Source organism: Paenibacillus sp. ALJ109b (genome assembly GCF_010747435.1).
In the GTDB taxonomy this organism is placed as follows: domain Bacteria; phylum Bacillota; class Bacilli; order Paenibacillales; family Paenibacillaceae; genus Paenibacillus; species Paenibacillus taichungensis.
Genome location: NZ_JAAIFP010000008.1, coordinates 347,144 through 366,367, shown reverse-complemented (window position 1 = coordinate 366,367; position 19,224 = coordinate 347,144). Strand labels below are relative to the sequence as shown.

Annotated in this window: 23 protein-coding genes, 1 tRNA gene, 1 pseudogene and 1 riboswitch; of the genes and pseudogenes, 9 read left to right on the top strand and 16 right to left on the bottom strand. The window is 47.2% G+C overall.

Annotation, left to right across the window (positions count from 1 at the left end; genetic code table 11):
- Positions 1 to 5: 5 nt before the first annotated feature.
- From G3352_RS11355 to G3352_RS11325, 7 genes are all read right to left on the bottom strand, one after another.
- Positions 6 to 389, bottom strand: a complete 384-nt coding sequence (locus tag G3352_RS11355) for a VOC family protein (protein WP_163756514.1) — start codon at positions 387 to 389, stop codon at positions 6 to 8.
- A 161-nt stretch (positions 390 to 550) separates the two neighbouring features.
- Positions 551 to 793, bottom strand: a complete 243-nt coding sequence (locus G3352_RS11350; protein WP_163756512.1) for a hypothetical protein — start codon at positions 791 to 793, stop codon at positions 551 to 553.
- Positions 794 to 1,369: 576 nt separating this feature from the next.
- Entirely contained in the window at positions 1,370 to 2,233 is an 864-nt protein-coding gene (locus tag G3352_RS11345; RefSeq protein ID WP_163756510.1) for a DUF6612 family protein, read from the bottom strand.
- A gap of 99 nt (positions 2,234 to 2,332) precedes the next feature.
- Positions 2,333 to 2,755 carry a thiol-disulfide oxidoreductase DCC family protein gene (locus G3352_RS11340; protein WP_099855293.1) on the bottom strand — a complete coding sequence of 141 codons (423 nt, stop codon included), beginning with the start codon at positions 2,753 to 2,755 and terminating at the stop codon, positions 2,333 to 2,335.
- A 144-nt stretch (positions 2,756 to 2,899) separates the two neighbouring features.
- Complete coding sequence (locus G3352_RS11335) at positions 2,900 to 3,178, bottom strand: hypothetical protein (RefSeq protein ID WP_024629327.1); 279 nt, start codon at positions 3,176 to 3,178, stop codon at positions 2,900 to 2,902.
- Between the two features lie 98 nt (positions 3,179 to 3,276).
- On the bottom strand, positions 3,277 to 3,522 hold the full coding sequence (locus G3352_RS11330) for a zinc ribbon domain-containing protein (RefSeq protein ID WP_024629326.1): 246 nt from the start codon (positions 3,520 to 3,522) through the stop codon (positions 3,277 to 3,279).
- Positions 3,523 to 3,725: 203 nt separating this feature from the next.
- Complete coding sequence (locus G3352_RS11325; RefSeq protein ID WP_163756508.1) at positions 3,726 to 4,145, bottom strand: organic hydroperoxide resistance protein; 420 nt, start codon at positions 4,143 to 4,145, stop codon at positions 3,726 to 3,728.
- A 443-nt stretch (positions 4,146 to 4,588) separates the two neighbouring features.
- Here G3352_RS11325 and G3352_RS11320 point away from each other — a divergent pair, with 443 nt between their 5' ends.
- Complete coding sequence (locus G3352_RS11320) at positions 4,589 to 5,884, top strand: Nramp family divalent metal transporter (protein ID WP_063564630.1); 1,296 nt, start codon at positions 4,589 to 4,591, stop codon at positions 5,882 to 5,884.
- 145 nt (positions 5,885 to 6,029) lie between these two features.
- On the opposite strand, the gene G3352_RS11315 is transcribed toward G3352_RS11320, so the two are convergent.
- Positions 6,030 to 6,722 carry an HAD-IA family hydrolase gene (locus G3352_RS11315; RefSeq protein ID WP_163756506.1) on the bottom strand — a complete coding sequence of 231 codons (693 nt, stop codon included), beginning with the start codon at positions 6,720 to 6,722 and terminating at the stop codon, positions 6,030 to 6,032.
- A 162-nt stretch (positions 6,723 to 6,884) separates the two neighbouring features.
- Complete coding sequence (locus G3352_RS11310) at positions 6,885 to 7,283, bottom strand: HAD family hydrolase (protein WP_228469185.1); 399 nt, start codon at positions 7,281 to 7,283, stop codon at positions 6,885 to 6,887.
- 117 nt (positions 7,284 to 7,400) lie between these two features.
- A riboswitch (cyclic di-AMP (ydaO/yuaA leader) is annotated at positions 7,401 to 7,576 on the bottom strand.
- A gap of 367 nt (positions 7,577 to 7,943) precedes the next feature.
- Here G3352_RS11310 and G3352_RS11305 point away from each other — a divergent pair.
- On the top strand, positions 7,944 to 8,420 hold the full coding sequence (locus tag G3352_RS11305; RefSeq protein WP_024629320.1) for a glutathione peroxidase: 477 nt from the start codon (positions 7,944 to 7,946) through the stop codon (positions 8,418 to 8,420).
- Here the strand turns inward: G3352_RS11305 and G3352_RS31695 are convergent.
- Both G3352_RS31695 and G3352_RS11300 read right to left on the bottom strand, forming a co-directional pair.
- A pseudogene (locus tag G3352_RS31695) lies at positions 8,396 to 8,464 on the bottom strand (hypothetical protein); the annotation flags it as partial. The gene G3352_RS11305 and the pseudogene G3352_RS31695 sit on opposite strands and share 25 nt — an antisense overlap.
- Before the next feature lie 107 nt (positions 8,465 to 8,571).
- Positions 8,572 to 8,654 (bottom strand) — tRNA-Leu (locus G3352_RS11300).
- A 421-nt stretch (positions 8,655 to 9,075) separates the two neighbouring features.
- Here G3352_RS11300 and G3352_RS11295 point away from each other — a divergent pair.
- The 3 genes from G3352_RS11295 to G3352_RS11285 all read left to right on the top strand — a co-directional run bounded on the left by G3352_RS11295 (position 9,076) and on the right by G3352_RS11285 (position 10,934).
- A complete protein-coding gene (locus tag G3352_RS11295) occupies positions 9,076 to 9,777 on the top strand; it encodes an urease accessory protein UreF (protein ID WP_163756504.1) in 702 nt (233 codons plus the stop codon).
- A gap of 272 nt (positions 9,778 to 10,049) precedes the next feature.
- The gene (locus G3352_RS11290) at positions 10,050 to 10,253 is read left to right on the top strand and encodes a hypothetical protein (RefSeq protein ID WP_063564423.1); all 204 of its coding nucleotides are present in this window, start codon (positions 10,050 to 10,052) and stop codon (positions 10,251 to 10,253) included.
- A 27-nt stretch (positions 10,254 to 10,280) separates the two neighbouring features.
- Complete coding sequence (locus G3352_RS11285; RefSeq protein WP_163756502.1) at positions 10,281 to 10,934, top strand: nitrogen regulation protein NR(II); 654 nt, start codon at positions 10,281 to 10,283, stop codon at positions 10,932 to 10,934.
- A 25-nt stretch (positions 10,935 to 10,959) separates the two neighbouring features.
- On the opposite strand, the gene urtE is transcribed toward G3352_RS11285, so the two are convergent.
- The 5 genes from urtE to urtA all read right to left on the bottom strand — a co-directional run bounded on the left by urtE (position 10,960) and on the right by urtA (position 15,819).
- A complete protein-coding gene (gene urtE / locus G3352_RS11280) occupies positions 10,960 to 11,655 on the bottom strand; it encodes an urea ABC transporter ATP-binding subunit UrtE (RefSeq protein ID WP_163756500.1) in 696 nt (231 codons plus the stop codon).
- The gene (urtD, locus tag G3352_RS11275) at positions 11,633 to 12,442 is read right to left on the bottom strand and encodes an urea ABC transporter ATP-binding protein UrtD (RefSeq protein WP_163756498.1); all 810 of its coding nucleotides are present in this window, start codon (positions 12,440 to 12,442) and stop codon (positions 11,633 to 11,635) included. Before urtD ends, urtE begins: the two co-directional genes overlap by 23 nt.
- The gene (gene urtC / locus G3352_RS11270) at positions 12,405 to 13,499 is read right to left on the bottom strand and encodes an urea ABC transporter permease subunit UrtC (RefSeq protein WP_163756495.1); all 1,095 of its coding nucleotides are present in this window, start codon (positions 13,497 to 13,499) and stop codon (positions 12,405 to 12,407) included. Before urtC ends, urtD begins: the two co-directional genes overlap by 38 nt.
- 18 nt (positions 13,500 to 13,517) lie before the next feature.
- Positions 13,518 to 14,423, bottom strand: a complete 906-nt coding sequence (gene urtB, locus G3352_RS11265) for an urea ABC transporter permease subunit UrtB (protein WP_163756493.1) — start codon at positions 14,421 to 14,423, stop codon at positions 13,518 to 13,520.
- 145 nt (positions 14,424 to 14,568) lie between these two features.
- Positions 14,569 to 15,819 (bottom strand): urea ABC transporter substrate-binding protein, encoded by a 1,251-nt coding sequence (gene urtA / locus G3352_RS11260; RefSeq protein WP_163756491.1) that lies wholly within the window; start codon positions 15,817 to 15,819, stop codon positions 14,569 to 14,571.
- Between the two features lie 260 nt (positions 15,820 to 16,079).
- On the opposite strand from urtA, the gene G3352_RS11255 reads away from it, so the two are divergent.
- Genes G3352_RS11255 through G3352_RS11240 form a run of 4 tightly spaced genes read left to right on the top strand, consistent with a single transcriptional unit; the run spans position 16,080 to position 19,219 of the window.
- Complete coding sequence (locus tag G3352_RS11255) at positions 16,080 to 16,382, top strand: urease subunit gamma (RefSeq protein WP_163756489.1); 303 nt, start codon at positions 16,080 to 16,082, stop codon at positions 16,380 to 16,382.
- 18 nt (positions 16,383 to 16,400) lie between these two features.
- Positions 16,401 to 16,790, top strand: a complete 390-nt coding sequence (locus tag G3352_RS11250) for an urease subunit beta (protein ID WP_163756488.1) — start codon at positions 16,401 to 16,403, stop codon at positions 16,788 to 16,790.
- Entirely contained in the window at positions 16,787 to 18,505 is a 1,719-nt protein-coding gene (gene ureC, locus G3352_RS11245) for an urease subunit alpha (RefSeq protein ID WP_163756480.1), read from the top strand. Before G3352_RS11250 ends, ureC begins: the two co-directional genes overlap by 4 nt.
- A gap of 15 nt (positions 18,506 to 18,520) precedes the next feature.
- Positions 18,521 to 19,219, top strand: coding sequence for an urease accessory protein UreF (locus G3352_RS11240; RefSeq protein WP_163756478.1), 699 nt, complete (start codon positions 18,521 to 18,523; stop codon positions 19,217 to 19,219).
- The last annotated feature ends 5 nt before the right edge of the window (positions 19,220 to 19,224 follow it).

The window sequence follows — 19,224 nt, the reverse complement described above, 5'->3', positions numbered from 1 at the left end:
AAAAATCAAGAATGATAAGGTGCATCAAACTCAATAATATTGCGGTCAGGATCAAGCACAAAAATCTGTGCAAACCCGGCAACACTATCTGGTCTTGCCTCATATTCAATTCCCTGCTGTTCCAGCCAGACCAAAGTCTCCTTGTAACTCTTCACCCAGATCGCAAAATGTCCATCTGTTGTATCAATGCCAGCCTCACGAAGCGTATGTCCCTGCGGATGCTGTAATAGATGAAGCTGCTGACTACCAAGGGCATACCAGGTGCCTGTGGAGTTGAAAGGCGGACGTTCAATCTCCTGCATACGGAGCATACCCGAATAGAATTTCTTCGCAACCTCCAAATCACGTACAGCCAGACTCACGTGGTGTATATGTGCATATTCAATCATTTCTTCAACCTTCTTCCCTGAAATAGACTTTCTTCAGCTTCCCACCAACCCTAAATTGAATCGCTTACATGACTATTGTAGAAAATCCAAGCGCTTTCGCCAAGGGAAAAAGTTTAGGAAAAGCAAACAATCGTGCAGTTATGGACCTGCCTTCGCAACAACTAGCTGCGAAAGCCATAATGAAGCGTGCCCAGTTCCCCTAATTGCGGTGATAAGTCGTGCGGCGGACCGAACGGCACGCAGGGATTGCCATCGAAACTTTCTTCGCTGACGATCTGTTTGTTGTGGTATGTTGCGCTACGTGGGACATTTACTCTGGCTTTCTTGGCCAGGAAGAAGCTCGAATAGATTTTTTTCAATACGTAGCAGTGGGGAAGACGGTTCTCGAACGCCGATACTTCCATGATGAGGATACAGCCAGGATAATCAGTCTTAACGTCGTCTACAACCGAACCCTGTATGACCAAGGGAGAGATCTTCTGTCAGTCATATTTGAGGACACGAAAGGGTTAGGTTAACGGAAGTGATGCTGACCTCTTGAGGAAATCCTCTGACCTATCTGGTTGCTATGACGCTTAAACGCTCCGTAAGGGACCTCAGTCATTCCCAGTCCTCACCTTCGAGACAACGAATTTGGCAGCCTGGTGCGCTACGCAGAAGGCTTAGAAGAGCTGCGGAAGGAAGAGATGCAGCTTCGCCGCTCGATCAATCATGTGCCAAAGAGAAATTACGCCTAAAATACGCATTCTGTAGTTTATAGGCTTATCACTCCCCATGCGGAAGCCACTACTGCTCACCCGTTTGTTAATACTCTGACCACAACGCATACAAAAAAGAAAAACACCCCTGATTGAATTCAGCGAACCTGTCGGTTCACACAAATTCATATCAGAAGTGCCATCTCCAGAAGACACATCTTTAAGCAACTTTACCAGGAAAACTTCTCATCGGAGAGTCACACCCTCTTATCCTTACGCTTCTTATTTAGCACTATCCAATGCTTCTTGCGGGATTTTAATCTCTTTCACGCCATTATGGTTAGAGAACGTGCTGGTCATCTTCATGTCCATCGAGATTTTCTGTCCTTCCTGCTCCATATTCATAACCATGTTGACATCCGTACTTGCAGGCAGGTAGGTTTCTTTGTTGATCATATATTTCATTTTCATGCTGGTAATATTCATTTGATCAAGCATCGCTTGAGTTTGGGCATCCGATCCATTTTGCTCCATAACCGCTTTGGCCAGTTCCTTCACGTTATCACCGGATACGTCAGCGTTAATGACGTAGTTGTCGCCTTCTTCCGTAATTTTGGTGTCTTCGGCAATCTTTTTGAATTGCTCCAGCTCACCTTCCGGATTCATGCTTGCCTGCATCTGCTCAATCAGTGGTTTTGTTTGTTCGTCAGGAATTTTGACCCACTGTTGTCCCACCTGTGAATAAATCTTATCCGAAGTGATGTATTGCTTCACATTCTGCGCTTCCTGTCCGGACATTTCCATCTTCATCTCCTGATAGATCATCATCGGATCTTTGATGATATCCATCTTCAGCGATGTTTTCACCTGTTGATCCTGGGACTGCTCGCCAGCCACCATTTTCAAATTTTGATCAATATTGGCTTCCGTAGTGAAGCTTTTCATATCTTTAGTCGCTGCATTCGTTTTCTCAATTAACTCATCCAATGTAGGGATCTTTGTCTCCTGCTCCGCAGTTGTATTGCCCTCGTTAGACGTTTCGTTTCCAGCTGGCGGCGTTGCTGTACTGTTATCTGCATCGCTTCCGCAAGCTGTCATGCTTACTGCTAATAATGCCCCAATAATTAATGTAGTCCACTTCTTCAAGTTATTTGCCTCCCAAAATAGAATTGATCCGTACTCATTACCCAATTATTTCCGTTATTAATCAATCGGCATCGATACAATCTGTCACACTTAGCCTTTTTAAAGGAATCGATCCTTGATTTCGGGTGTAGGCAGCATACACGCTTCATCTTTACCGAACCAGCGATATCGATTGCGAGCTACCATGTTATATATGGCATTTCGAATAAATTTCGGTACAATAATCAACACGTACAATACTGGATAAGGGAATTTTAAGCCTTTGGCCAGACGCAGCGCTGCGGTTGAACGTGTATAATATTTCCCATCCTCAATGAGTACAAAAGTATCCATGCTGTCCGTGGACAGATTGCCCTTCTCCAGCAATTTTTTCGCTACATCCGATTGAAGTGATGCAAAATGATACTTCCCCTCAGGGTCACGCTTGATTATCCACTTCGTTAATCCTTGGCAGAAATGACAGACTCCGTCCACAAGCACAATCGGGTGTCCCTGATGCTGATCCGTTTGGTTTGCTGTCATAATCGTGGCCTCCTCATGTGTGCTATTAGAGTAACTTACCCGTTTTGAGTCATCCCGTTCGCTTTTTTCACATTTTATTTAAGTGTAACGAAAAATAGAAAAAGAGCGCAGGCTCTATGCCCACGCTCGTATCTGTTTTGGCAATTACTCTGCAATTGCCTTTTCCATCCATTGGTCGTCAATCATCTGTTGGTGCAGGTCACCAGCCCACTGGTCCATGCATTTGCAAATGAAATCTTTGCGACATACCGGACAAGGCGTTTTCTGTAGACGGCTGATATTGGTTAGCTTCCATTCTGGGGAATGGGAGTAGAATACACGGCATTGTGTACCGTCTACCAATTTCATTTTAAATTCATACAATCCGTCTTCCTTGTTGCCACTAGCTAATTCTAAATTTGCAATACGCGGTCTATAAGACATGGATATCACCTGTTAATTCAAATTTGGTTCATGCATTGACACTTCTTAGTACTAAATCATATTAAAGAAATTTTAGTTCGATGTCAACTCACGCACATTTACCCACCAAATAGAATATCAAGAATGGTACCCACCTGACCCTGTTTTTTCCCTTTCAACACATCCGGATCGAATACTTCTACATATCCACAGGAAGAACAGGCGACGAAGAGATAATGATTGTGCTGAATATCAAACATTTTGCTAAGTCCCGCTCCTGACATGGATACTTCCTTAATATTGCAATCCGTACCCCTGCATTTGGTACATACAAATCGTCGTTCTATCATCTCTTCAATACTCATTGTCGTTCCCCCTTATTCGAATGTATGACTTCAAGCAAGAGTAGATTATGTAAAATAGTACGCTGTTCAACATGCAATCTCCTGCATCGCAATTGTTATAAAATACAAAACCCTGCCGAAGGCCAGCAGGGTCTTGTACTCGAACATCAGGTATCCAAAGATACCCTGCTCTATATGTTCCCTTTCCTCCTACGAGTCAGGTCTTAAACTACATTAAGTACCACATCAATATTGCCGCGAGTTGCTTTGGAGTAAGGACAGAAATCATGTGCCTTGCGAGCAAGATCCTCTGCTTGAGTGTGATCCACGCCAGGCATGCTCACATCCAAACGTACAGACAGTTGGAAACCATCATCCGCCGGATCTTTGCCGATGGATACATTACTTGTGACCACCACATTCTCCAATTTCACGCCTGCTTTGCGTGCCACATTGGCAAGAGCACTTTCATAACATGCACCGTATCCCGCTGCAAAGAGCTGCTCAGGATTGGTTCCTTCACCACCGGAGCCTCCAAGTTCTTTTGGCATTTTCAGATCATGCTTGAGCACGCCATCCGAAGAAGCCACCGAACCTGTACGTCCACCTTTAACTGTCGCTGTTGCTGTATATAAAGCTTCCATTAAGAATCTCTCCTTCGCCTTTAATTTTTTGTTGCCTACAATTCAATTTAAACTTCTGGCTCATTTTGAAACGTTGTTGCTCCTTATTCAGCTTTTACATCTTTATCTTTTTCATGCATTGGGGATGAACACAGGTAATTTATCCAGGGTTGGGTAATATACTAAGGCACAATTCACTCTCCAGTAAATTTTGTCCTCATACACAAAAGTTGCACTAGACAAAAATAATTGAAGGAGTACAATGTAAGTATCAACATAAACGTTTAGACATATGAAAAGTAGTTTAATTACGCTTTTGATTTTGGTTTAAGCGTTCAAATGTAATCAAAGGAATGATACCGTTCCTCTTCATATAGAATATCAATACTTCAAAGTCGGGTGATTATATTATGAGTAAAAAAAATCCGTTCAACACTCCTTCAAATGAACCATTGGCTGCGGGTATGGCCCCATCTCTCGGGGAAGCCCACAGCTCCATGAAGGTGCCTCAGAACGCTGCTTGGTGGAAAAAGTTCCTAGCTTTTGTTGGACCGGGTTACCTCGTTGCCGTTGGATATATGGATCCCGGGAACTGGGCAACGGATATTGCGGGTGGTTCACAATTCGGATACACGTTATTATCCGTTATTCTGATTTCAAACCTGATGGCTGTTGTATTACAGTCTCTCGCTGGCAAGCTCGGGATTGTCACAGGACGGGATTTGGCGCAAGCCTGCCGCGAACGATTTAGTATGCCTGTTGTGATCGTGCTATGGATCTTGTGTGAGCTTGCAATTGCAGCCACCGACCTTGCCGAGGTTATTGGTTCGGCCATCGCGCTCAAGCTGCTGTTCAACATTCCCATGTTATACGGCGTCATTATTACCGCTGTCGATGTACTGGTCATTCTTTTGCTGCAAAATAAAGGCTTTCGCGCATTGGAATCGCTCGTTATCGTGCTGATGGCTACCATTGCCCTCTGCTTCGGGATTGACCTGTTTCTCGCCAAACCGGATATGGGTGGCGTCATGCATGGTTTCGTACCGAATGTCGAGATTTTGCAAAATCCAGCTATGCTCTACATCGCCATCGGGATTATCGGTGCAACCGTCATGCCCCATAATCTGTATCTGCATTCTTCCATTGTGCAGACCCGTCAGATTGAACAAACGCCAAAAGGGAAAAAAGAAGCGATTCTGTATTCCACCATGGATTCAACCATCGCTTTAACGCTAGCTCTGTTCATCAATGCAGCCATCCTGATTGTGTCTGCTGCCGTGTTCCATAGTGCAGGTATGACTCAGGTCGCGGAAATTACAGATGCATACCATCTGCTGACACCTCTGCTGGGTACTACCATCGCCAGCATCCTGTTCGGTGTAGCCTTGCTGGCTTCCGGTCAGAACTCAACACTCACCGGCACGTTGTCCGGACAGATTGTAATGGAAGGCTTCCTGAACATTCGTATCCCAGCGTGGCTTCGTCGACTGGTTACACGTCTGATTGCAATCATTCCGGCCGTCATCGTAACAGCCATTGCCGGAGAGCACGGAACAGAGGAACTACTGATTCTGAGCCAGGTTGTGCTGTCGCTACAGCTACCCTTTGCTGTCATTCCACTGGTGATGTTTACGAGTGACAAAAAAAGCATGGGGGCCTTTGCCAACAAGCTATGGCTCAAAATCATCTCCTGGATCATTGCTGGAGTTATCGTTGTTCTGAATGTGTATTTGATTATCCAAACCATTCTGTTATTCTAGGTTAAACGGAACTACGCAATATTTTGTCTAACTCAAAAAGGCTGATCAACTCAAGTAACGTATACCTTGAGACGATCAGCCTTTTATATGTTTGAGCAGCAGCCTAATCCATACCGATTAGATCTTAAATGCTGCTTGCTCTTATTTAGTTGTCTGAATTTTGAGTTACCATTAACAATGGAAGAAGTTCCTCCAGTGATTCAACAGTCCAGTCTGGACGCTCTGCATCCGCAAGCTCCGGCTGGAACCTGCCATAACCCTGCAAAATCCGGATCGTATGCATGCCCAGCTTCTTAGCCGGAATAATATCATTATCAATCCTGTCGCCGATCATGACCGCTTCCTCGGGTTTACATCCCGCCTGTTTCAATGCTACAGCATACAATTCAGGATCAGGCTTGGACACTCCTTCTTCAGCCGAACAGGCCAGCACATCCACATACTTGCGCAAGCCGTAGCTATCAAGCCGATTTTCCGTCCCCGGGCTCTGATTGGCAATGATACCAATCTTATAGTGTTGCGACAACGTCTGTAGAACAGCGTCGGCTGACGCGAAGGGGCGCTCAAGCTCTTTGCGGAACTTTAGCTTCTCCTGTATCTGTTCCCGGTGACCCTCATCGCTGATAAGGGTACGAATAGCCAATTTCATCGGCCATTGCTCGTAATTTCGGTAGGAGGTGGCAAATATATCTCGCACCGTCTGCATCTCCACCTGATAACCAAGCGCACAAGCTTCACGAACAAACTGACCGATAATATCATCTACCGGCTCCCATTCGTCCACGAGCGTATCCCCCACATCAAAGAACAACCATTGTATTCCACGTACATCCGGCACGCCTATTCCTCCTCGTTAGCCACAGGAAATTATCCCTATTTCCCAAACCATAAAAAAGAAGACCCACCATCATGCATGAGTCTCCTCAAGATTCCGTTTATTTATGATTTCAATTATAACAGGCAGCTGAGACTGGATCAATCACAGGAATAGTACTAGCCACTAGCCGTTAAGCAGAAAACCAACTTCCCCATTCAAGGAATATACAATACGGTCTGCTCCCATTCCCCGATAGATCCCTTTGGGGTGGCTTTGTTCCGTAATGACACACAAGGACTTGGATGTCCAGGAGCGGCAGATCTGCAAATATCGACAGGTCAGGTTTAGGCTATTTTCAAAAATAAAAACATTGCCGACACTGCCTTGCGGCAAAAACCATTTCTGAGCTGCAGCCGTGTTCATGCGAATGACATGCTCCACACCGATTCTCCGGAGCCTGCGCTCTTCCCCTGCACTGTTGGTCAGAACGGCAAACGGCATTTTTTTGTACATCAGCAATTTGATAAATTTGCGTCCTGCTTCATTTGGAGCAGTCACTAAGATCATCTCTTTATCCATCATTCGTTCCTCCCTTGGCGTGAAAAGACAACAAAAAAGAAGCGTGGGGGACCAAGGCCTCCCGGACGCTTCTTCAATAATCCATAGCAAAAAGACACTATGAACCAGCGTACGGCTTGTTGCCTCTCCCTTTAACGCTTACGAGGTTAGCTGACGGATTCGGGCGCGAGAGTCGCCCTATTTCCGGCTGTCACCGGAAAATTCACCCCATGGATGCCTACTGTCCTGGACAGTTCATCCTGTTGGTTCCCCCGTTTCCCACCCATGAATGAATGGAAACTCAGCGATTAAAACATCGTTCTTTTATAATCATTAATCAGAGCGATATTATCGTTTGTTTCGTTTTTCATGTAAAATTTAATTTAAATTGGAATTACGATATGAATCATACACCCGTGCCATATTGGTGTAAAGTCTGCGCAGATCACCGAATCGACGGATTTTTGCCATTTCTCATCAATAATAGCGCTTACAACGCATCCATTCTCTACCCATCTCATCAAAGCTCTCTAATTCTCTCTTTAGCGAAAATTAGGTATTAAATCAGTCACAGATCATACACGACAGCTTCAAATTGAGTTAAAAAAGCAATATTAATTTTGCAATATTTAATTGTAATCAATATAATAGAAGAAAGAAGAAAATGAAATGGAGGCGATTTTCATGTCAGTCTACGACTACAAAGTAAACACCCTTCGCGGACAGGAAGTTGAAATGTCCAACTATCGTGACAAAGTACTGCTTATCGTGAATACAGCAAGCCAATGCGGCCTCACACCTCAATTCAAAGGTCTGCAGGAGCTTCAGGATAAGTTTAAAGATTCCCCATTTGAAGTTCTTGGTTTTCCAAGCAACCAGTTTGCACAGGAAAAAGGCTCTTCTGATGATATTGCCGAGTTCTGTCAGATGAACTATGGTGTCAGCTTCCCGATGTTCGAGAAAATCGATGTGAATGGTTCAAGCGCTCACCCTCTATTCCAGCATCTTACCAAAGAAGCACCGGGTGTACTCGGCTCCAAAGCCATCAAATGGAACTTCACCAAATTCCTTGTGGATCAGAACGGACGTGTTCTGAAACGGTATGCTCCCAAAACAACACCTGATAAAATTGAAGCAGACATCAAAGAATTGCTTAAATAACAACTGAAGGCCATCCGACCCCTGAAGACAGAATGAGCATGCATTCAGGGAAACGGGTGACCTTTTTTTCTGGACTCATCTTTACTGTAAAAAAAACACATAAAAAAAGAAGCTCCCCTTACGGGAAGCTTCTTCCTAATCGTTCTTATGATGCGGTCGAGAGGACTCGAACCTCCACGGGTATACACCCACTACCCCCTCAAGATAGCGTGTCTGCCATTCCACCACGACCGCATGTCGTAAATAATCGGCAACAGAATTGATTATACCCGGTTCATGTTTAAAAGTAAAGCATTTTTATAAATATCATTTTAACTGCGCTTTCCCTTCCATAAATCGTATAATCTCGTCATTTTCTCCTACGAAGTGCATATGATTAAATTTGATCTCGTTTGTATACCCGATTAGGCCGATCATTCTACTTTATTTGCATTACCATCCTTCACATCCCCTTAGTATAACGTAACTCATAAAGTTATATAAAATAACATTAGATAGATTTAATATTTAAAAAACCAAGAAACTATTGACAAAAAGCGGATATTTATGTGAATATATATATCATATAATTCGGATTTACGAACATAAAACGAACCAAAAAGGAGTATAGATGTTATTTAACATAACATTTAACGAACGTAGGAGGCGAAAGATCGTGAACCGTGGGAATAAGCTGCTCGATTACGTCAAACTGCTTGATTCCTCTATCCAGGTTGGAGGCTTCACCCATTCCTTCGGAATGGATACCCATATCGCTGAAGGTACCATTCGTAACGCCGAAGATCTCGAATCATTCATGCGCTGCCAATTGCACCCCAGCATCGTGCGTCTGGAAGGCATGGCGATTAAAGGCATATATACTGCCGCAGATCATAATGACGCATGGCGTACAGCCCTCATCGACAAGCTCGTCCATGTCCAGCGGACACCAGTCAATCTTAGAGAACACGCCTCCACAATGGGCAAACGACTGATTAAGCTGGCTCATGCACTCCACCCCTGGATTGATTTTAGCCATCTCGAACAAACCCTGGCTAGGTATGAATCCGTCGGTTGCCTCTCTACCGTTCACGCCTGGATTAACCACCACCTCGAAATCCCTGTCGAGGAGGCGGTCCTTGGTTATCTGCATTCAGCCATGAGTGCCTGCATAACCGAAGCCTCCAAAGTGATTCCTCTTCATACCGATACAATCCAGGACCTGCTGGTTCGACTGGCCGCAGATCTGGAGCATGAATGGCATACTGTCAGCGCCTCCGCTGCCGATGGACCGGTACAACCAACCTCAATGTCCATGAAAACGTTGTTCCCAAGCTTTCACATGCTTGGAGCAGGGCTTCACGCCTACAGAGCCTAATCTACCCCCTTCCCTTCATAACCCGCCTCCTCACACTGTAAAAATATAAAAAACACGCCGCAACCTCCTTGCTGGCGTGTTTTTTATGTCAATTATTTTGTCTATTTAACGTATTTACGCCATTTAACATCTTAAAATACACTTATTTCCGTCTTTTTTAATTGTTAGATGACGCAAATACGTATATAATAAAACATACAGCTCGCATATCTATATATTTTACACCAAGAATAACCAGCTGAACACTACATTCCAACGAGGGGTGAACCCTTTTGAACAAAAAGAAACCTGTGACTCCTTTCGGATGGGCCATTAAACGACGACTAACCGAACTCCAGGTCGACCAAAAGACATTTTGTGAACAGTATGGCATTCCGCCATACCGTCTGTCCAATCTCATTCACGGCACACGCAAAGCAACCCGGTTTAGGAACCAGGTCGCTGACATTTTGGAAATTCCAGATGATTTAAGATAAGATTTCTGCCAAGGAGGAGCTCATTTCATGAGATACTTAATATCCGATCTGGAGAGATTATCGTTCCAGTCCATGCAGCACCAGCTTATCATCGTCGACCACAACTGGATCATTCGAAGCTGCAACACCGCTTGGCAAAATGGACTCGGGCAGCTGCTTCCCAAGCCAAGCGTAACAGGCCCCTCCAGAACAACACCTGAATTGCCTCATTACCTTCACCTTGTAGAGGGGTGGACATTACGCGAGGAGAATACAAAGAATGAGAAGATTGTTCAGGAGTTAAAAAGTATCACTGCACCTTTTAAAGACAGTTATACATACGACATCTCCGTCCAAACTGTCCACAACGAACAGCGGTGGTTTCGTCTGGAACTCACTCCATTAATTCAGGCCGACCCATCCCTGCAGTCTGATCTCGCATTGATTGCACACACGGATGTTACCGAACAGAAACAGACAGAACGCCAATTGAAGAAGGCTCTGTCTGAAGTGCGTACTTTGCGTGGACTGCTTCCCATCTGCGCTGTCTGCAAACAGATCAAGGATGAACAGGACAGCTGGAACTCTATTGAGAGTTATTTGGAGAAACACACTCATGCCGAATTTACCCATGATATCTGCCCGGATTGCATCCGAAGACTATATCCGAAGTACTCCAACATTCTGGACAAGCGTTCCTGAACTCACCCTACACCAAGAATCCTAGCTACACAGACAGATGGTGCTCAAACTGCGACATATCCAGCTCTCGCGGTGTTCCTTGTAGTGCAATTGCCCCTTTGTCCATTACATAGATATAATCTGCAGCACCGCGTACAAAATCAATACTTTGCTCCACCAGCAAGATGGAGATTTCACCCTTTGCCTTAATTTGCAAAATGACCTGCCGGATATCCTCTACAATGGAAGGCTGGATGCCTTCTGTCGGCTCATCTAGAAGCAATAATCCCGGCCGGGAAGCCAGCGCGCGGGCAAATGCCAACTGCTGTTGCTGCCCGCCACTTAGATCACCACCCTGTCGACCATACATCGTGGCAAGCACTGGAAACATCGCCAGCACATCCTCTGGGAACGTCTTTACACCCTCTGCACTTGTCTCCAGACCCAGCAGCAGATTTTCCTTTACTGTTAGCTGAGGGAAGATTTCTCGCCCCTGCGGCACATATCCAATCCCCGACCTGGCCCGTTTGGCCGGATCGTGGGTGGATAATTCCTTACCTTTCCACTGAATACTTCCTTTGCGCGTTTTAAGAAGCCCCATCAACGTCTTCATCAAGGTGGTTTTCCCTACACCATTACGCCCCATCAGGCATACCACCTGACCTGGCTCAACATCCAGATTCACACCGCGCAGCACATTGCTTTCCCCATAACCGGACTCAATTCGTTGCAGCGACAGCATGGTCATCCCTCCTTTTGCCCAGGTACACTTCAGCCACTCTCGGATCTTCCTGCACTTCCGCCATCGTACCTTCCTTTAGAAGCTTGCCTTCATGCATCACCGTCACTTTGGCTGCATACTCACGAACAAACTCCATATCATGCTCCACTACCACAACAGACCTTTCTCGCGCAATCTCTTGCAGCAGTCGGCCCGTCTTGTGTGTTTCCTCGTCCGTCATTCCCGCTGCCGGTTCATCCAGCAGCAATACACGGGGTTCCTGCAGGAGCAACATACCAATCTCAAGCCACTGCTTTTCCCCATGTGATAGCGCCCCTGCACGTGCATCCACACGGTTCTGCAGACCAATCTGGAGCGTAATCCGCTCCATGGCTGGACTTATTTTTGAATACCGTTGAATACCCAGAGCCTGTAAAGGAGAACGACGATTCTCCGCAGCCAGCATCAGGTTCTCCTGCACGGTCAGACCAGCAAAGATGGACGGAGCCTGGAACTTGCGCCCTACCCCTTTTCGAACAATCTGATGCTCCTTCAGACGTGTCAGATCCGTACCATCCGCCATCTTCACTGTACCGGACAAGGGCTTAGTTTTGCCGCAAATCACATCCAGCATCGTTGTTTTCCCCGCACCATTGGGACCGATCAGAAAATGTAGATCATGTTCATGCAGCTTCAGATTCATGCCTTTGACCGCAACAAAACCGCCAAACGCCACCGTAATTTCCTCAGCGACCAAGACTACCGGAACGTCAGTAGACTTTTGGTTTTTCCTGACTGACTGGAACATGCACAACCTCTCCTCTCCGTTTCAGCAAGCGCACCACATGACGGTATACACCCACAAGCCCATTCGGCATGAACAAGACCACTGTTACAAATAGCCCACCAATGACAAACAACCAACCTTCTGGATAAGCTTCACTGATGCCCGTTTTGGCTGCGTTCAGCACCACAGCTCCGATTACCGCACCAATCAGCGTTCCACGACCACCCAAGGCAACCCATAACACCATTTCAATCGATGGCACGATCCCCATCATGGAAGGTGAGATGATCCCTACCTGGAGTACAAATAACATACCAGCGATTCCCGCAAGCGCTCCGGAAAGGGCGAAGGCCAGTGTTTTGAAGCCTGCCGGGTCATAGCCAAGAAAACGAACCCGATTCTCCCCATCCCGGGCAGCTTCAAGAACCTGACCAAACCTGCTGTTTACAACCCGGCGACAAAGCAGATAGGCGAGCACCAGAACAGCAAGCGTTATATAGTAAAGAGCAATCGTTGTCCCTGCCGAATGAAGGGTAAAACCAAAGATCGCGTTATATCCCGTTATACCGTTGGTCCCTCCCGTCCATTCCTGTTTGCCCACAAACAACGTTACGGTAATGAGGACTAACGCTTGGGTCAGGATTGTAAAATACACACCCGTGATCCGGTTACGGAACGTGAACCACCCCAGAGCAAAGGCCAGCAATGCCGGAAGGGCAATACCCAGCAATAGCGCCACCGGAAATGACCTGAATGGTTCCCAGAACCACGGCAGACTGCTAAGACCACTCCATCCCATAAAGTCAGGAAGTGTTGAACCGCTCGCCTGCAGCTTCAGATACATCGCCATGGCGTACCCGCCAAGTCCGAAGAAAACGCCATGCCCCAGACTAAGCACCCCTCCATATCCCCAGATCAAATCCAGACCGATCGCCAGAATGGCCAGGGCAAGGAATTTCGCCAACAGACTAAGTCGGAATTCCGTGGAAATGAGCGGAGCCAGACACATCATGATCAGGACAACTGCCCAGATGATCTTCATTTTCAGACTACCCGTCTTAAGAAGTGCCGACATCATATAACCCCCTTCTTCGCATTAATCCAAACTTCGAGTCCGTATGGCAACGAGCCCACGCGGCTTCCATTGCAGAAAAGCTACAATACAGACAAATACCAGCACCTTGCCGATAGAAGCTGAGGTATATGTTTCGAATAATGTATTGAACATGCCAATTCCAAGCGCACCACACACGGTTCCCACCAGTTTCCCCACACCGCCCAGTACAACCACCATGAACGCATCCACGATATAATACGTGCCCAGCGAGGGACCAATCGGACCAATCAGTGTTAACGCACACCCGGCGATGCCGGCAATACCCGAACCAATGGCAAAGGTCATGCCATCCACTCGTCTGGTTGAAATCCCAAGGCAGCCCGCCATGCTTCGATTCTGCATCACGGCCCTCATCCGTCTCCCGGAAGAAGTCCGATAGATGTACAAATACATGCACAGCAGTACAACAGCAACCAGCGCGATAATAAAAAGACGTTTATATGGAAACACAATACCGTCCGTGATGGTCAGACCTCCGTTGAGCCAAGCCGGACTGGATACCCCTACATTTGGCGCCCCAAATATCGTTCGGGCCAATTGTTGCAGCATCATGCCTACGCCCCATGTAGCAAGCAGACTGTCGAGCGGCCTCCCATACAGATGCCTAATCAGCACCACTTCCAGCAACCAGCCTATAAGAGCCGCCACACCAAAGGCGATAGGCAGAGCCACAATAAAGTAGACATCGAACCACGCTTGCGGAGCATACGAAATGAACAGGTTTTGCGTCACATATGTAGCGTAAGCGCCGATCATGATCAATTCACCATGCGCCATGTTAATGACATTCATCAACCCAAATGTAACCGCGAGTCCCAATGCAATCAGCAACAGGATGGAACTGATGCTTAACCCATTGAACATTTGCAGGACAAACATATCCATCACTTTTCCCTCCCATGCTGTGAACATCTAATTTTATAGAAGACATCATTAACGTTACGAATCAACGCTTTACCGTGATATTGTATGAGGGTGTGTTGTCTCACCCTCGTCTGTTATTCAGCAGTTCTGAAGTGAGATATCATTGCTATTTGGTACTGAGGGAAGCGCCCCACTCGTACGTTTTCAGATACGGATCAGGTTTGACTGGTGCGCCAGAGTTCCACAATTCCTTAAACTGTCCATCTTCCTGCACTTCACCAATCCGAACCGTTTTGTAGATATGCTGATTCTCTCCGTCCACCGTCACTTTTCCTTCCGGTGCATCGAATTCCAGACCTTTGGCGGCCTCCTTCACCTTTTCAACATCGGTTGATCCGGCTTTCTCCACAGCTGCTTTCCACAGATAAACGGCCACATATCCCGCCTCAATTGGATCGGCCGTCACCCGATCAGCTCCATATTTTTCTTTATATTTCTCTACAAATGTTTTATTTTCAGGTGTATCTGTAGTCTGATAATAGTTCCAGGAGGCCAAATGCCCTTTTAGCACATCCGCACCAATCCCCCGAATTTCTTCCTCTGCCACACTCACTGACAGAGTCGTCAACTGTTCGGAAGAGATCCCGGCATCCTTTAATTGTTTGAAAAAGGCGACATTGCTGTCTCCGTTCAGCGTGTTGTATACAATATCCGGCTTGGCAGCCTTGATTTTGCTGATAATTGTACTGTAATCCGTATGTCCCAGCGGTGTATATTCTTCGCCTACCACTTCACCACCCTCAGCTGCAAGCTGAGCTTTGATGACCTGATTGGCCGTTTTTGGGAAAACATAATCGGAACCCAGCAGGTAAAACTTCTTGCCCCTGTTCTCCAGCAACCAGGTTACGGATGGAACGATCTGCTGATTCGTTGTAGCTCCTGTATAAAAAATGTTTGGTGATGATTCCAATCCTTCATATTGCACCGGGTAAAACAAGAGACCCTTGTTCTGCTCAAACACTGGCAGCATCGCTTTCCTACTCGCAGAGGTCCATCCGCCGAATACAGCGGCTACTTTATCCTGCTGCAGCAACTTTCCTGCTTTCTCAGCAAATGTAGGCCAATCGGAAGCTCCGTCCTCAACTACTGGCTCGATCTGTTTACCCAGAACCCCGCCCGCTGCATTGATCTCTTCAATAGCAAGCATCTCCGCATCTTTAACGGACACCTCACTGATCGCCATCGTTCCACTCAGGGAGTGAAGAACACCTACTTTAATCGTATCTCCGGATGAAGCTGGTTCTCCCGCCCCACCGGAACTCGACGCCTCAGGCGGCGTGCCACCTTCTACACATCCTGTCAACGCAATGACTACACCGAGCAAAACACTCCATAACTTGACCGACCTCTTCTTCAATAGCCTACACTCCCTTTTTTTAGTCTATTGACGAACATTAAGGTCATATATGTCCGAAATGTTCGTTGATCCAAATTATGGAGTCTTACACTCACCGTGTCAATAATGCTTACACAATTTTATTTTATGCATACTCGTTTCATGCATGCTGCTAATATAATTGGAACCATATTGACAAAGGGTCCACCCTGTGTGAGTATATTTAACATATAACATGATCCATGACGACATAGACTATCTAAGGGAAAGGTCGGATTACCTTGCACTGGACTGAGCAGGAAAAAGAAAAACTCCTGATTACCGTGGCTGCTAACCTCGCCCGCGAACGCAGAGGACGCGGACTTAAACTGAATGTTCCCGAAGCTATCGCATTGTTGACCTCCGAGCTCATGGAACGTGCACGCGATGGCATGAGTGTTGCAGAGTTGATGAGATACGGCGGCACGATCCTGACACGCGAAGACTGCATGGAAGGTATACCCGATATGATTCCTGAGGTACAGGTGGAAGCCACTTTTCCTGACGGAACAAAACTGGTTACTGTCCATGAACCTATACGCTGAGAAAGGCAGGAGAACTCCATGATCCCAGGTGAATATCGCTTAAAACAGGATGATGAGATCGTCTGTCATCCCGATCGCTTAACCGTGCGTCTGATTGTACTGAACCGCGGCGACCGTCCCGTTCAGGTCGGTTCTCACGTTCACTTCTATGAAGTCAATGCTGCGCTGGACTTTGATCGCACTTCCGCTTTCGGACACCGCCTGCATATTCCGGCAGGCACCGCTGTTCGTTTTGAACCTGGTGAAGAAAAACCGGTCGAACTCACCACATTTGGCGGCAAACGTCAGATTTATGGATTTAACGGATTAACGGAAGGATCGGCAGATCAGCCACCTGATCCACAGAAACTGGAAACATTTCTGAAGACATTCGCACCCCCTGTACAGGACGGAGGGGAACCTCTATGAAACGAATGAGCCGCGAACAATACGCGTCAATGTTCGGACCAACAACCGGGGATGCTGTCAGACTGGCGGATACGGAACTATGGGCAGAGATTGAGCATGATTATGCTGTCTATGGCGATGAAAGCAAATTCGGCGGCGGCAAGGTTATTCGTGACGGGATGGGTCAGTCCACATCAGCCCTTCGCAGTGATGGCACACCTGATACCGTCATTACCAACGCCGTCATCATTGATCATTGGGGGATTGTAAAAGCGGATATCGGCATTCGCGATGGCCTCATCTGCGCAATCGGCAAATCCGGTAACCCGGATACGATGGACGGAGTTGATCCCGCGTTAGTTATTGGCGCTTCGACCGAAATCATTGCCGGGGAAGGCATGATTGTGACCGCAGGAGGCATTGATACCCATATTCATTTTATTTGTCCACAACAGATTCAAACGGCATTATCTTCAGGAGTAACAACCATGATCGGCGGCGGCACAGGACCTGCAACCGGAACCAAAGCCACCACCTGTACACCCGGAGCCTGGCATATCCACCGTATGATGGAGTCCGCAGAGGCATTTCCCATGAATATCGGTTATCTCGGCAAAGGCAACAGTTCCAGCACCGCTCCATTAATTGAACAGATTGAAGCCGGTGTCATTGGACTGAAGCTGCATGAAGATTGGGGTACAACGCCAAGCGCTATCGATGCCTGTCTAACCGCAGCCGAAGAGCATGATGTTCAGGTAGCCATTCATACCGATACGCTGAACGAGACCGGATTTCTCGAAAATACACTGGCGGCCATTAACGGACGCACAATCCACACCTATCATACGGAAGGTGCTGGCGGCGGACACGCGCCGGATATTATCCGCGCTGCCGGAGAGTCTTACGTCATCCCCTCTTCAACCAACCCAACACGTCCTTACACACGCAATACCGTAGAAGAACATCTCGATATGCTGATGGTTTGTCACCATCTGGACCCGTCCATCCCTGAAGACGTTGCTTTTGCTGATTCGCGGATTCGTCCCGAGACGATCGCTGCCGAAGACATTTTGCATGATCTTGGCGTATTCAGCATCATCAGTTCCGATTCACAGGCAATGGGCCGGGTTGGAGAAGTCATTATTCGCACCTGGCAAACCGCCGACAAGATGAAAAAGCAGCGCGGAAAGCTTGAACTGACCCCAGGCTCACCGTCCGATAACGATCGGATCAAAAGGTATGTCGCCAAATATACGATCAATCCGGCAATTGCTCACGGCATAGGCCATCTCGTCGGTTCCGTGGAGGTTGGCAAGTTGGCAGACCTGATCGTCTGGAACCCGGCCTATTTCGGTGTAAAGCCCGAGATGGTCATCAAGGGAGGTATGATCACCTTCGCTCAGATGGGTGACCCCAACGCATCGATCCCTACGCCGCAGCCCGTGTTCGGCAGACCGATGTTTGGTGCTTACGGCAGTGCACTTGCCAAAGGGTCGATCACCTTTGTCTCCCAAGCCGCAGCAGATGCCGGAATTAAGGAGGCGCTAGGCTTGAACAAGCGCGTGGAACCCGTCAAAGGCTGCCGTTCGGTGAGCAAAAAAGACATGATTCACAACGACGTTACACCCATCATTGAAGTCGATCCCGAAACCTATGAGGTACGGGCTGATGGCGAGCCTCTCACCTGTGAGCCCGCGGACGAATTACCGATGGCACAACGCTATTTCATGTTTTGACAAAGGGGGCCACGCATGATGATGCACAGCGGCACGAAATTACTCCGTTATGTTCAACTGCTGGATTCAGCCTTGCCCATTGGCGGGTTCTCTCACTCCTTCGGTCTGGAGGCATACACTCATGATGGCAGGATACGGACCATCGCCCAACTCGAACAATTCATTCGCGGACAGCTTCATTCCAGCCTCGTGCGGCTCGATGGCCTTGCCATCAAAGGTGTCTACCAGGCCATTGAGCAACAGGATGCCGCCCTTTTAGCCCTTTACGACAAACGTGTACACGCCCAGCGAACCCCGAGGGAACTGCGGGAAAGTGGGCACAAGATGGGGAAGCGATTACTCAAACTCGCGAGATCACTTTACCCGTGGATGGACTTTTCTCTAATCGATGAAGCCGTACAGGAACATGGTGCTTTTTGCGGTATTACAACGATTCACGGTTACATCAATTATCAGTTGGAAATCGGAATGGACGAAGCCGTCACCGGACATTTGTATACCTCTGTTAACGCTTATGTAAATAGCGCTCTGCGTCTTCTGCCCATCGGGCAAACCGAAGCACAGATGCTTATCCAAAAACTTTTGAATGATATTGATTCTGAATGGTCTCAAATCCGGGATAACGACCCAGAAGACATGCACAGTTTCGGTATTGCCCAGGAAATCTACGCTATGCGGCACGAGAGCCTGCCAGTCCGTCTGTTCATGTCCTAACTACA

Coding starts and splice junctions, on each gene's coding strand:
- G3352_RS11355 (WP_163756514.1), bottom strand. CDS start 389: ATGATTGAATATGCACATATACACCACGTGAGTCTGGCTGTACGTGAT.
- G3352_RS11350 (WP_163756512.1), bottom strand. CDS start 793: ATGGAAGTATCGGCGTTCGAGAACCGTCTTCCCCACTGCTACGTATTG.
- G3352_RS11340 (WP_099855293.1), bottom strand. CDS start 2,755: ATGACAGCAAACCAAACGGATCAGCATCAGGGACACCCGATTGTGCTT.
- G3352_RS11335 (WP_024629327.1), bottom strand. CDS start 3,178: ATGTCTTATAGACCGCGTATTGCAAATTTAGAATTAGCTAGTGGCAAC.
- G3352_RS11330 (WP_024629326.1), bottom strand. CDS start 3,522: ATGAGTATTGAAGAGATGATAGAACGACGATTTGTATGTACCAAATGC.
- G3352_RS11325 (WP_163756508.1), bottom strand. CDS start 4,145: ATGGAAGCTTTATATACAGCAACAGCGACAGTTAAAGGTGGACGTACA.
- G3352_RS11320 (WP_063564630.1), top strand. CDS start 4,589: ATGGCCCCATCTCTCGGGGAAGCCCACAGCTCCATGAAGGTGCCTCAG.
- G3352_RS11310 (WP_228469185.1), bottom strand. CDS start 7,283: ATGATGGATAAAGAGATGATCTTAGTGACTGCTCCAAATGAAGCAGGA.
- G3352_RS11305 (WP_024629320.1), top strand. CDS start 7,944: ATGTCAGTCTACGACTACAAAGTAAACACCCTTCGCGGACAGGAAGTT.
- G3352_RS11285 (WP_163756502.1), top strand. CDS start 10,281: ATGAGATACTTAATATCCGATCTGGAGAGATTATCGTTCCAGTCCATG.
- urtE (WP_163756500.1), bottom strand. CDS start 11,655: ATGCTGTCGCTGCAACGAATTGAGTCCGGTTATGGGGAAAGCAATGTG.
- urtD (WP_163756498.1), bottom strand. CDS start 12,442: ATGTTCCAGTCAGTCAGGAAAAACCAAAAGTCTACTGACGTTCCGGTA.
- urtC (WP_163756495.1), bottom strand. CDS start 13,499: ATGATGTCGGCACTTCTTAAGACGGGTAGTCTGAAAATGAAGATCATC.
- urtB (WP_163756493.1), bottom strand. CDS start 14,423: ATGGATATGTTTGTCCTGCAAATGTTCAATGGGTTAAGCATCAGTTCC.
- G3352_RS11250 (WP_163756488.1), top strand. CDS start 16,401: ATGATCCCAGGTGAATATCGCTTAAAACAGGATGATGAGATCGTCTGT.
- ureC (WP_163756480.1), top strand. CDS start 16,787: ATGAAACGAATGAGCCGCGAACAATACGCGTCAATGTTCGGACCAACA.
- G3352_RS11240 (WP_163756478.1), top strand. CDS start 18,521: ATGATGATGCACAGCGGCACGAAATTACTCCGTTATGTTCAACTGCTG.